We start from the raw sequence: 12,363 nt of genomic DNA on the forward strand, positions 1-12,363 counted from the left end.
TGCCGGCAAAAAGCATCACATAACCAGAAAAGTACCGGTGTAGACATGACGCAATCCGTTGACTCGTTCCTCGAGCGCCTCAAGCGGCGCGACCCCGATCAGCCCGAGTTCCACCAGGCGGTGGAAGAGGTGCTGCGCTCCCTCTGGCCCTTCCTCGAAGCCAACCCGCATTACCTGCAGGCCGGCATCGTCGAACGCATCGTCGAGCCCGAACGCGCGATCCTGTTCCGCGTGCCGTGGGTGGACGACGCCGGGCGAGTGCGGGTCAACCGCGGTTTCCGCATCCAGATGAGCAGCGCCATCGGCCCATACAAGGGCGGCCTGCGCTTCCACCCTTCGGTCAACCTTGGCGTACTGAAGTTCCTGGCCTTCGAGCAGGTCTTCAAGAACTCCCTGACCTCGCTGCCCATGGGCGGCGGCAAGGGCGGCTCGGACTTCGATCCGAAGGGCAAGAGCGACGCCGAAGTCATGCGCTTCTGCCAGTCGTTCATGAGCGAGCTGTTCCGTCACGTTGGCGCGGACCTCGACGTACCGGCCGGTGACATCGGCGTCGGCGCCCGCGAGATCGGCTACCTGTTCGGCCAGTACAAGCGCCTGTCCAACGAGTTCACCTCGGTGTTGACCGGCAAGGGTATGTCCTACGGCGGCAGCCTGATCCGCCCGGAAGCCACCGGCTACGGCTGCGTGTACTTCGCCCAGGAAATGCTCAAGGCCCGCGAGAGCGGCTTCGACGGCCAGCGCGTGGCCATCTCCGGTTCCGGCAACGTGGCCCAGTACGCCGCGCAGAAGGTCATGGAGCTGGGCGGCAAGGTGATCTCGCTGTCCGATTCCGAAGGCACGCTGTTCTTTGAAGCTGGCCTGACCCTGGAGCAGTGGGAAGAAGTCATGGAGCTGAAGAACGTCCGTCGCGGCCGCCTCAGCGAGATGACCGGCCCCGGCTTGCGCTTCATTGCCGGTGAACGTCCGTGGTCGCTCGCTTGCGACATCGCGCTGCCCTGCGCCACCCAGAACGAGCTGGACGCCAACGACGCGCGCACGCTGCTGGCCAACGGCTGCATCTGCGTGGCCGAAGGCGCGAACATGCCGTCCACCCTGGAGGCTGTGGATATCTTCCTCGAGGCCGGCATCCTCTACGCGCCGGGCAAGGCTTCCAACGCCGGCGGCGTCGCCACCAGCGGCCTGGAGATGAGCCAGAACGCCATGCGCCTGGCCTGGACCGCCGGTGAGGTGGACCAGCGCCTGCACGGCATCATGCAGAACATCCACCATGCCTGCGTCGCCTACGGCGAGGAGAATGGCCGGATCAACTACGTGAAGGGCGCCAACATCGCCGGCTTCGTCAAGGTGGCCGACGCGATGCTGGCCCAGGGCGTCGTCTGACCGCTCAACCAGCAGGAAGAACGGGCCCTATGGGCCCGTTTTTCTTTTCGGTCTCATGGTGGCCGAAGATGAGCTCCGTGCCTATGCATCACCCTCACCCCGGTCATCTCCTTCAGGGTGAGGGGCCGTTGGTCTCAAGGAGGTCTTGACGCTCGCGCTCAATCCTCTGGCTTCGGGGTAGTTGCCGTGCTTGTCGGTAGCAGTGGGTATTCCACCTTCGGCTGTTTGCCGGTGGAGGTCTTGAGGAAGGCGACGATGTCGCCGATTTCTTCCGCGTTGAGCTGCTTGCCGAGCTGAGCGGTGCCCATGATCGCTACAGCTTCCTCCAGGTCCCAGACCTGCCCGCTGTGGAAGTACGGCGCGGTCAGGGCGATGTTACGCAGCGGCGCAGCGCGGAATACGTACTGGTCATTCTGCGTCTTGGTCACCTCGAAGCGACCCAGGTCGCCGGTGGGCAGGATCTTGCCGTCGGGCTTCTTCACCAGCCCGAATGGGAAGTACGCCTGACCGCCCAGGTTCACGCCGTTATGGCAGCTGATGCAGCCGGCGCTCATGAAGGTCTGCAGGCCTTTCTTCTCCTTCGCGTCGAGGGCGGTTTCGTCGCCCTTGAGATAGAGGTCGAAGCGCGAGTCCGGGGTGATCAGGGTCGACTCGAAGGCCTGCAGCGCGCGGGCCATGTTGTCGAAGCTGACCGCCTGCTTCTCGCCAGGGAAGGCTTTTTCGAAGGAGGCGACGTACTCCGGCATGCTGCGTAGCGTGGCCTCGACATTTTTCGGCGAGTTGTGCATTTCCACCGGGTTCTGCACCGGGCCCTTGGCCTGTTCTTCCAGGTCCTTGGCGCGACCATCCCAGAACTGCGCGACGTTGAAGACCGCATTGAATACGGTGGGCGAGTTGCGTGCGCCCTTTTGCCAGGCATGGCCTTTGGAGGTGGGCACGTTGTCGGCGCCACCGGTACCGATGTTGTGGCAGGTGTTGCAGCTGATCACATGGCTGGCGGACAGCCGCGGCTCGAAGAACAACTGCCGGCCCAGCTCGACCTGGTTCGGGTCGAGCTTGTCGCTGGGCTGTTCGGGGATCGGTTTGAAGATGCTGTTGGCCTGGTCGCGCAGGGGGGCGGCATCGGCATGGGCTGCCGCGGTGCTTACCGCCAGCAGCAGGCTGCCCAGGGTCAGTTTGATGGGCTGCATGTGGAGTCTCCTTTTCTCAGGCTTCGGTGTTTTTCCGAGTCCAAGGAGAGGCCAGCGCGCCAGCCGCCGGCTTGACCGAAATCAAACGGGCGTTCATGCCGTCTGTGGAATGTTGACGCAGTCTCAGTTTCCCCGCAGGGCTCGGCCGAGCGCGCGGTCCTTCTGTTGCTCCCAGTCGCGGTCCCGGTCGCTGTTGCGCTGCTCTTCGTACTGCTGGCGCTCCTGGCTCACGCGCATCGCCTGGCATTGCTGGAAGCCGTCGTTCCAGCCCAGCGCGTATTTGGGTTCGTCCAGGTAGCGCGGCACGTTCTTGCGGTACTCACCAGTAATCGCCCCAGCCGCCTGGCGACCGCTGCCGCAGCCGTCGTCATAGCCGTCGGCGTAGGCGGGCGGATAGCCCTGGGCGATAAGGGTTTCGTGGGTGGTTTCGCAGCCGGCGAGCAACGCGGCGCAGAGCAGGGCGAGGGCGGCGCGGTGCGCCATGGAGACTCCCATGTGCCGGGGAGGCGGGCACACGCGCCGGGTAGGGTGATTGGGCGGCACTCTATCCGGCGTTTGGTGAGGAAAGCGTCAAGCTGGCGTGATACGGATGTGCTGGCCGGTTGTCGCCCGTGCCGTGCAGTCGATGCGCACCGGCAGGAAGGCTTCTACCACTGCGCGATTGCTCAGCAGGTGATCGCTCAGCGCTGGCGTGGTGAAACTGCCACCGCCGGCCAATGCCATGGGCAGTAGCAGCTGGTCGGCGAGGTGCTCCTCGACGCTGGTGCCGCTGCGGCGCCATTCGTCCGCCTGGCGCAGCGCCTGGCTGGCGACGCGCTCGGCGCTGACGCCGGACTGGCCGAAGGCGCAGAACACCAGGCTCAACTGCTCGCACTCGATTTCCAAAAGCAGCGCATTGCCCGGGCCCTGATCCTCCGGCAGGCGGACGACCTGAACGGAAGCGGCGTGCCAATCCTGATGCCGCTTCACCTTCTCCAGTTCGCGGTCCGCCACGTGGCCGGGGATGGCGGCCAGCACTGCACGGGCCGAGCGTGAGCGTTCGGCCCCCGCATCCGGCAGATGCAGCGGTTGCAGTTCACCTGGCATCACGCGCACCGCCAGTTCACCACCGCCCGCCGGCATGAAACCATGGCGCAGCAGTTCGAAGCCCACCTTCGCCCCCATGCGCCGCAGCAGCGGCAGCCAGCTGCGCTGGATGAAGTCCGCCGGTGGCGCCAGCGGGTTGTGCGTGCCGCCGCTGATCGCCAGGCTGCTCGGGCCATCGGCGAACAGCAGGGCGGGCAGCAGCGTCTGCAGCACCAGCACGGCACTGCCCGCGCTGCCGATGGCGAAGCGGTAGTCACCGCCGCGAATCGCGCCGGGGCGGAAGGTCAGGCTGCGCGAGCCCAGCTCGCCGCCTTCCACCGCCGCGCCGCAGATTTCCGCCGCCGCGCGCACCGCCGTCAGGTGCTGGCGCAGCAGTCCCGGCCGCGAGCGCCGGCCACGGATATTGACGATGCGCAGCGCCTTGCCGGTGATCATCGACAGGCTCAGCGCGCTGCGCAGGATCTGCCCGCCGCCTTCGGCGCCGTCGAGTTCGATCAGGTCGCTTTTCATCTTTCGTGTTTCCTTACTTGCTCGCGCAGGAAGCGATCCAGGCGTTCAGTGTTGTGGCAACCGCCGCGGGGCGCGCCGAGGTTTTCCGCGCGCTGCAGCTCTTGCTCGATCAGCCGGTGCAGGGCCGGGCGCGCCGGGCCGTATTCGGCCTCGACCGCCTGACGCTTGAGCACCAGCAGCTCCTCGACTTCGGCGCGCTGCGCGGCATCGTCGAGAGTTGCTTCCATCAGTGTCTCGAAGACCATGGGCGGCATGCCCAGGCCCTGGTCGATCCATCGCACCGCCAACAAGGGTCGCAGCACGTAGAGGTACTTCTTGTAGCGAACCTCCTCTCCCTGCAGGTAGCCACGAAAATTCTTCTTCGCCATCGACAGGTAGTGCGCCCGTGCGGCAGCGGGCGAGTAGAAGTCCCGTCCCAGTTGGCGCAGGCCCTCGGATGTCGCGGATTCACAGCGATACACCAGCGGTGAGTCCAGCCACTCCAGCAGCGTCGGGTTGGATTTGCGCAGCAGGCGCAGCGTCTTGCGCAATTCCCAACCGCTGAGGTCCAGCTCGTCGGTCAGCGGGCGCTCCAGAACGTCGCGCGGCTCGTCCACACGCAGGTACCAGTCCGGTTGCTGCACATAGACGAAGCGTACGTCGTAATCGCTGTCCGGAGAGGCGAAGCCCCAGGCGCGGCTGCCTGATTCGCAGGCGTAGAGCACGGTGACGTCGTGCTCCTGTTCCAGTCTTGTCAGTTCCTCCAGTACTCGCTCGCGCATGGCGTCGGGTAGTGGATGGCGGTCTTCCTTGTTCATGTCCTTGTTCCTTGTCTTGCAGTCGAGGTGGGCGGTTTGCGCCCGACTCGCTTTATCCCTTCACACACACCACCTGACGCAGGGTGTGCAGCACTTCCACCAGCTCGCGCTGGGCGTCCATCACGGCGTCGATGTCCTTGTAGGCCATCGGGATCTCATCGATCACGTCCTTGTCCTTGCGGCATTCGACGTGGGCGGTGGCACGCACCTGGTCTTCCACGCTGAACAGCTTCTTCGCCTTGGTGCGGCTCATGGTCCGGCCGGCGCCGTGGCTGCAGGAGCAGAAGGCTTCCTCGTTGCCCAGGCCGCGCACGATGAAGCTCTTGGCGCCCATCGACCCCGGAATGATGCCGAGCTGGCCCTTCTGCGCTGACACCGCGCCTTTGCGCGTTACCAGCACCTCCTCGCCGAAGTGGCGTTCCTTCTGCACGTAGTTGTGGTGGCAGTTCACCGCTTCCAGGCTGGCCTCGAACGGCTTGCGGATCACCTGCCGCGCCGCTGCGATCACCGCGCGCATCATCAGCTCGCGGTTCTGCCGGGCGAAGTCCTGAGCCCAACCGACGGCTTCCACGTAGTCGTCGAAGTGCTGGCTACCTTCCTCGAAGTAAGCCAGGTCGCGGTCGGGCAGGTTGGCGATGTGCTGGCGCATATCGGCCTGGGCCAGTTCGATGAACAGGTTGCCGATGGCGTTACCCACACCGCGCGATCCGCTGTGCAGCATGAACCAGACGCGGTTGGCTTCGTCGAGGCAGACCTCGATGAAGTGGTTGCCGGTGCCGAGGGTTCCCAGGTGCTTGCGGTTGTTGGTCTTCTCCAGCTTCGGGTACTTGTCGGTGATCGCCTTGAAGCGCCCGGCCAGTGCCTTCCACGCATCGTCGGCGTGCTTGGGCACGTCTTCCCAGGCGCCCTGGTCGCGGCGGCCGAAGGTCTTGCCGTGGGGCACGGCCTTCTCGATGGCGCTGCGCAGGCCGTGCAGGTTATCCGGCAGGTCCGCGGCTATCAGCGAGGTGCGCGCGGCGATCATGCCGCAGCCGATGTCCACGCCCACGGCGGCCGGGATGATGGCGCCTTTGGTGGGAATCACGCTGCCGATGGTCGAACCCTTGCCCAGGTGCACGTCCGGCATGACCGCCATGTGCTTGAAGATGAAGGGCATCTTCGCGGTGTTCATCAGTTGCTGCTTGGCGTCTTCTTCCACCGGCACGCCCTGGGTCCAGAGCTTGATCGGTTTGCCGTTGGCGACTTCCAGCAGTTGGAAGGTTTTCTCTTTCATGTCCGTTTCCTTCGTTGCCGAGCAGGCCCTTGTCAGGCCTGCTTCAGCGTTACCAGTCCATTCAATAACTGATCCAGGCCGCCGAATACCGAGATGCGGTCGATTCGTTCGGCCACCCGTTCCAGGGTTTCCAACTCCTTCAGGCGCAGGGCGGTGGGGTTGTCTTCCATCACCTTGGCCGTGTTCAGCAGCGAGCGGGTCGCCGAGGTTTCTTCGCGGCGACGGATCACGTTGGCCTGCGCGGCTTTCTCCGCTTCCACCACCTGGGCCAGCAGGGTCTTCATCTCGCCCGGCAGGATGATGTCGCGCACGCCCAGGCCGCTGACTTCGATGCCGGTGCCTTGCAGCCGCTCCTTCAAGTAGGCGCCGACCGATTCGTCGATCACCTGCTTGTTTTCCAGCAGTTCATCCAGCGTGCGTGTTCCCACCGCCGCCCGCAGGCCGAATTGCAGCTCGCGGTAGAGGTGCTCCAGCGGCTTGGACAGGCTGGAAAACGCCTTCAGCACATCGCTGTAACGCCAGTTGGCGGCCAGATTCAGGCGCAGGCTCACCTTGTCACGGGTGAGGATTTCCTGCCCGCTGACCTCCAGCGCCTGGATGCGTGTATCGATCAGCTCCATGTTCACTTGGCGGTTGTAGCGCCAGAAACCATACTGGCCGGCCGGCAGCAACTCGATCACCGCGCCATCGACCTTCAGCACGCCGACCTGGTAGGCCGGCACCAGGGTTACCAGCAGCGCCTCGGCGCCGATCACGCTGCGGCCGCGCAGGTTGCCCTGCATCTGCTGCAGCAGCGACGGTGCGACGCGGTACTCCTGGCTCAGGTCGATGCGTTCCAGGCGCTGCTCGGTCTGGCCTTTCCAGTACAGTTGGCGGCTGCCGGGTGCGAGGATCTCCACCAGCACGCCATCCTCGAAACGCAGGCCGGCCTCGTTCTCGGCCAGGTCCATGCGGGTGAAATAGCGTTCGACCAGCGCGGGTTCGGACTGGCGCAGGTAGCCGGCCAGGCGGTGCTCGAACAACGGGGTGTTCAGGCTGAAGGTTTCCACGCTCAGGCGGTTGTACAGGTCCAGGTGGCGGTGGATACCCGGCTCGAGGATCGCCAGGAAATCGCCCTCGGAGTACAGCAGGCCACGTTCGTTCTTCTTCACGGTAAAGCGCTTCAGCAGTTTCATCTCGTTCTCTTCCTTCTTTTCTTTGCCCTTGGGTGCCGGTGTTCGCCGGCCCGTCGGGTGGCGAGGAGGGAGCCTGCGAGAGCCAGGTACTGCGGACTTCCTGTCCATTGCGCCGAATCCATCGGCCAGCACGTGTCTTGTCGCAGGCCCGGTCCTCGTACCGGGCGGGCCGGCGGTGGCTTCGGGGCCCTGGCATATCCGGCCTTCCTGGCCGCTTTGCGCCTGTCCCGTCGCCCACCGGCGGGGTGTTGCCTTCATGAGTAGCTGCCTTAACAGGGCAGTGTTCGAGCGGGAGTCGAACCCGCGACAGGCCATTCCTTCGATGGCTGCTCTACCGGACTGAGCTATCGAACGGCGCGGGCAGGATTCGAACCTGCGACGGTTCCCTCGAAAGGGAGTGCTCTACCAGGCTGAGCTACCGCGCCATCGACCGTGACTGCTGCAGCGGCATGCACGAAGCCGACACCAGGGGTGGGCTCGGGCACCGGCGGGAGTGAAAGTCCCTGCCCGTGGGCTGCATCAGCGATGCGGTCGAGGGAGATATAGCGAGGGGCGTGCCAGGTTTGCTTTTGGTGGGCGATGTATTTTTATAACTTTTTGATAAATAACGATTTATTTATTTTTATCACATGTGTTTCTGATTTCTCTGGTTGGTCGATATGGATATTTATGGATATTCTGAGATCGTTGTTTATCTTGATGGATAAAAGATGAAAGCCAAGAAAACGGTCGCCATCGGCTTCCTCGGTTCAACCCTGGACCGCGTCGGCAAGGGTGCGGCGCGCTGGCAGAAGTGGCGGCCCACGGTCGGGCTGTGCCAGCAGCAGGACCTGCTGATCGACCGCCTGGAACTGATCCACGGGTTGGATGCGCGGGATGTCAGCCTGGCCGAGCACATCGCCGCCGACGTGCGGCATATCTCTCCGGAAACCGAGGTGCGCCTGCAGCCGATGGCGCTACGCAACCCGTGGGACTTCGAGGAGGTCTACGGCGCGCTGCATGATTTCGTCGGCGGCTATGCCTTCGATACCGAGCACGAGGACTACCTGGTGCACATCACCACCGGGACCCACGTCGCGCAGATCTGCTGGTTCCTCCTCACCGAGGCGCGCTACCTGCCTGCGCGGCTGGTGCAGGCCTCGCCGTCACGGCGCAAGGACGAGGCGCGGCAGCCGGAAGGGACGGTCGCGGTGATCGACCTCGACCTGTCGCGGTACGACCGCATTGCCACGCGCTTCCGCCGAGAGCAGGAGGAGAGCCTGGCGTTCCTCAAGTCCGGTATCGCCACGCGCAACGCCGAATTCAACCGCTCCATCGAACAGATCGAGCGGGTTGCCGGGCGCTCCCGTGCGCCGATGCTGCTGATCGGCCCGACCGGCGCCGGCAAGTCCTTCCTCGCCCGCCGCATCTACGAACTCAAGCGCGCGCGGCACCAGTTCCAGGGGCGTTTCGTCGAGGTGAATTGCGCGACGTTGCGCGGTGATGGCGCGATGTCGGCGCTGTTCGGTCATACCAAAGGCGCCTTTACCGGCGCGCAGAACGCCCGCGAAGGGCTGTTGCGTGCGGCGGACGGCGGCATGCTGTTCCTCGACGAGATCGGTGAGCTGGGTCTGGACGAGCAGGCCATGCTGCTCAAGGCCATCGAGGAGAAGCGTTTCTTCCCGCTGGGCTCGGACCGCGAGGTGGGCAGCGATTTCCAGCTGATCGCCGGTACCCACCGCGACCTGCGCGAACGCGTCGCCGAAGGGCTGTTCCGTGAGGACCTGTTCGCCCGCATCAATCTCTGGACCTTCGACCTGCCGGGCCTGGCCGGGCGCCGCGAGGACATCGAGCCGAACATCGATTTCGAGCTGGAGCGCCATGCTCGCGAGCAGGGCCGGCTGGTGCGCTTCAACCGCGAAGCGCGCATGCGCTACCTGGCCTTCGCCAATTCGCCGCAGGCGCCGTGGAGCGGCAACTTCCGCGAGCTGTCGGCGTCCATCACGCGCATGGCGACCCTGGCCGACAGCGGGCGGGTCGACGAGGCGCTGGTCGAGGAAGAGATCGGCCGGCTACGCCGCTCCTGGGGCGCCACCCAGGCGGAAAGCCTGCTGCAGCCTTTGCTGGGGGAGGGCGCCGAGGCGCTGGACCTGTTCGACCGCCTGCAACTGGAAGCGGTAATCGGCGTCTGCCGGCAGGCACGCAGCCTGTCCGACGCCGGTCGTCAGCTGTTCGCGGTCTCGCGCCAGGAAAAGCAGAACCCCAACGACGCCGATCGCCTGCGCAAGTACCTGGCGCGCTTCGGCCTGGATTGGGCGTCGTTGAGGGGCTGAGGCGCAATGCGCCTCAGTAGTGGTACCAGCGCAGCTCCAGCATCACCTCGTTGCGCGGGCTGGCCTCGTGGCTGAACTCGCGCTGGGCGGACAGGCGCAGCCCCAGGTTGCGGCCCAGTTCCACCTGCTGGCCGAAGCTCAGGGTGCGGCGCACTTCGCCGTTGTGGAAGAAGTCGCCCTTGCCTTCGAGGCTGAGGTTGCCCAGCGGGTTGCTCCACAGCACGCCGGTGTCGAAGCCCATGGCCGGGGCGATAGTGGCGGCGAAGTCCGGGTTGTTCTCGATGCGTGCAGTGCCCAGGGCGTAGGCCTGCAGATCGTCGGTCAGTTTCCAGCTGCCGCCGGCGCCGCCGTTCAGGTGGCCGACCAGGGTGTCGTGGTCGTTGTCGCTGTGCTTGCCGATCACCCGTTCCCAGCCGCCGGCGACCTGCCAGGACAGCGGTTGCAGCAGCTCGTTGCGCGGCGTCATGGAGCGGATGGTGACCAGGTCCAGTTGCTGCAGTTGCCAGCGGTTGCCTTCGTACTGGCGCAGCTTGAGCTGGCCGATCTCGATCTGCGCGCCCAGCGGGAAGCCATAGGCGTTGTCGTCGAGGTCGTGGTAGGCCATGCGCAGGCCGTACTGGGCGAAGGCTTCGCCGTCGCGGCTGCCGGCGCCCAGTTGCCAGGTGCGCGACTCGTGGCCGTTCTCCGGCTGGCCGGGGCGCTCCACCTCCAGTGCCGGCGGCGGGTTGCGGTTGATCGCCTTGAGCAGGTTGTAGCTGCGCGAGGCGGTGGACTGGTCGCGCTCCTGGCCAGTGGCGCGGTAGCGCACCAGGCGGAAGGCGGTGTCCTGCACCAGGGCCTGACGGTCAGGGGGCAGGGCGGCGAATTCGGGGCTCTGCAGCTGGCTGTCGTCGTCGGCGATGTGTCGCGCCAGTACCTTCTCGTCGTGGCTCAGCGGTTCGCCGCGGGCCAGCAGCTCGCGCTCGCGGGAGGGGCGGTAGTCCACGCGATCGATCAGCCCGGCGTCCTTCACCGCGCGCACGGTGTCGGTGGGGATGGCGGTGAGCGGGAAGTGGTCGGTGAGCTCGGTGCCGGGACGGGCGATCTCCAGCAGCTCCAGCAGGCGGAAGGAGCAGTTCTCGTCGAAGAAGTAGTACTTGAAGCGGATCTGCTTAAGCTCCCAGACGTGCTCGACCATGCGCGCGGTTTCTTCCGGCGTCAGGTTCAGGCGGTATTCCCAGAGGTCGCGATTCTCCAGGCGGCTGTATTCCGAGAGCTTCTCGCGGTAGGGCACCAGGGCGAACAGGCCGGGGTAGCCGCCCATCAGGCCCTTCCAGGCATAGAGGATGCTGTTGTCCATGCCCTCGATGTAGGCGCCGAAGTTGAGCGCGTAGCTGAGCAGGGCGGTGTTGTCGGAGTCGACATCGGCCTGGTCGATGCGTAGCAGGGTGTGGCCGAACATCGAGGAGGGGCTGTTCAGGTAGGCGGCCGGGAACACCAGCACGGCGCTGTGCGGGTTGATGTCGTGGTACCAGGTGGTGAATTCCTTGCACTCGACCGCCGGCAGGTCATCGAGCTGCAACTGCTGGCGCAGCCAGCGGGTGCGCGCCGGGTAGACGCACTGGGCATGCTTGTCGCCGAGGCTGGCCGGGGCGTAGAGGGCCTTCACGGTGGCGGCCAGTTCCGATTGCGGATGGCGATCACCGTCCTTGGCGAGGAAGAACTTCGGGTCGTCGACGAAGCTGCGCCAACCGCCGAGCTTGGCGTGTTCGTAGTGACCCAGGGCCAGCCAGTAGGGTTCGTCAGCCAGCGTCTGCAGGCGTTGTGAGTCGATCGCCGGCGAAGCCAGCAGTGGGGTGCAGGCGCACAGCGCCATCCAGGGCAACAGGCGTTTGGGCATCGAATGGGCTACTGGAAGGGAAGGGTGAGCCCGCCCGGAGCGGGCGGGCTCGCGTTGGCCATCAGGCCTGTTCGGCGTACTTGGCCAGGGTGCTGTCCTGTTTCAGGACGGCCTGGGTGTTGGCGTAGACGTCCTCGGCGGTGACGTCGGACTTGTTGAAGATCTGTGCGAAGTGCTCGTGGGTGACCTGGGCGAAGTGCGCACGGTCCTCGGGCTTCACGCCCAGTACCACGGCGTAGGTGGTCAGCGCTTCGCCGTCACCCTTGGCCATGTCTTCGGACAGCTCGTCCATCATGCTGCTGAGCACGATCATCGGCTTGCCGCCATAGGTCAGCGCGCCGTTGGTGTGGCAGCCGTTGGTGCCGGTGGTCATGCCGAAGGTGTTGTTGCCGCTGGTGCCGTTGGTGGTGGCGGCGAGGACGTGGGTCGCAGTGCCGCGCTGGCCCTTGAACAGCATGTTCCCCCAGCCGCAGCCGTCGCTGCCGGGGGCATCGGCGAGAGCGCTCAGGGAGGCGGTGGCGAGGAGGGTACCGAGCAGAATCCTTTTCATCGTTTTTCTCTCTTTTTGAGGTCGGGGACCATTGAACAGTCGCTGACAGCGAAACAGCGCCTGCCAGAGCTTTTCTCCAATGCCTTGCGGGTGTCAAGGCAACCGCTGCTGCAGTCAGTATGGCCGGGGCCGGTTGAAGGGCTCGGATGGCTTGCTGTTGATCGGCATCAGCGGCGGAAGTCTTGGAACCGACCACACTTGAATCAGTTCC

The 12,363-nt window shown here is 65.2% G+C and carries 10 protein-coding genes and 1 tRNA gene; 2 read left to right on the plus strand and 9 right to left on the minus strand.

All coding sequences use genetic code 11. The features are described from left to right. The first annotated feature begins 45 nt into the window (after window positions 1–45). Complete coding sequence (gene gdhA / locus A9513_RS05905) at window positions 46–1,380, plus strand: NADP-specific glutamate dehydrogenase (RefSeq protein WP_024763064.1); 1,335 nt, start codon at window positions 46–48, stop codon at window positions 1,378–1,380. Between the two features lie 158 nt (window positions 1,381–1,538). Here the strand turns inward: gdhA and A9513_RS05910 are convergent, their stop codons facing one another. The 7 genes from A9513_RS05910 to A9513_RS05945 all read right to left on the minus strand — a co-directional run bounded on the left by A9513_RS05910 (window position 1,539) and on the right by A9513_RS05945 (window position 7,836). Next, window positions 1,539–2,570, minus strand: coding sequence for a cytochrome-c peroxidase (locus tag A9513_RS05910; protein ID WP_065084204.1), 1,032 nt, complete (start codon window positions 2,568–2,570; stop codon window positions 1,539–1,541). Between the two features lie 123 nt (window positions 2,571–2,693). Beyond that, window positions 2,694–3,053, minus strand: a complete 360-nt coding sequence (locus A9513_RS05915; RefSeq protein ID WP_065084205.1) for a hypothetical protein — start codon at window positions 3,051–3,053, stop codon at window positions 2,694–2,696. An 87-nt stretch (window positions 3,054–3,140) separates the two neighbouring features. After that, window positions 3,141–4,166, minus strand: a complete 1,026-nt coding sequence (rtcA, locus tag A9513_RS05920) for an RNA 3'-terminal phosphate cyclase (protein ID WP_065084206.1) — start codon at window positions 4,164–4,166, stop codon at window positions 3,141–3,143. Then, window positions 4,163–4,963 (minus strand): nucleotidyltransferase domain-containing protein, encoded by an 801-nt coding sequence (locus A9513_RS05925; RefSeq protein WP_024763067.1) that lies wholly within the window; start codon window positions 4,961–4,963, stop codon window positions 4,163–4,165. Before A9513_RS05925 ends, rtcA begins: the two co-directional genes overlap by 4 nt. 52 nt (window positions 4,964–5,015) lie before the next feature. Continuing rightward, window positions 5,016–6,236 carry an RtcB family protein gene (locus tag A9513_RS05930; protein WP_065084207.1) on the minus strand — a complete coding sequence of 407 codons (1,221 nt, stop codon included), beginning with the start codon at window positions 6,234–6,236 and terminating at the stop codon, window positions 5,016–5,018. Window positions 6,237–6,268: 32 nt separating this feature from the next. Next, window positions 6,269–7,411: a slipin family protein gene (locus tag A9513_RS05935; protein ID WP_065084208.1), complete on the minus strand. Its 1,143-nt coding sequence runs from the start codon at window positions 7,409–7,411 to the stop codon at window positions 6,269–6,271. A 352-nt stretch (window positions 7,412–7,763) separates the two neighbouring features. Beyond that, window positions 7,764–7,836, minus strand: a tRNA-OTHER gene (locus tag A9513_RS05945). A 285-nt stretch (window positions 7,837–8,121) separates the two neighbouring features. Between A9513_RS05945 and rtcR the strand changes: the two genes are divergently transcribed. After that, window positions 8,122–9,723, plus strand: a complete 1,602-nt coding sequence (gene rtcR / locus A9513_RS05950) for an RNA repair transcriptional activator RtcR (protein ID WP_065084209.1) — start codon at window positions 8,122–8,124, stop codon at window positions 9,721–9,723. A 13-nt stretch (window positions 9,724–9,736) separates the two neighbouring features. Here the strand turns inward: rtcR and A9513_RS05955 are convergent, their stop codons facing one another. After that, window positions 9,737–11,602 carry a DUF4105 domain-containing protein gene (locus A9513_RS05955; RefSeq protein WP_065084210.1) on the minus strand — a complete coding sequence of 622 codons (1,866 nt, stop codon included), beginning with the start codon at window positions 11,600–11,602 and terminating at the stop codon, window positions 9,737–9,739. Between the two features lie 61 nt (window positions 11,603–11,663). After that, a complete protein-coding gene (locus tag A9513_RS05960; RefSeq protein ID WP_038803701.1) occupies window positions 11,664–12,152 on the minus strand; it encodes a DUF3015 domain-containing protein in 489 nt (162 codons plus the stop codon). Window positions 12,153–12,363 lie beyond the last annotated feature (211 nt).

This window comes from Pseudomonas sp. AU12215 (assembly GCF_001675465.2).
GTDB lineage: Bacteria > Pseudomonadota > Gammaproteobacteria > Pseudomonadales > Pseudomonadaceae > Pseudomonas > Pseudomonas nitroreducens.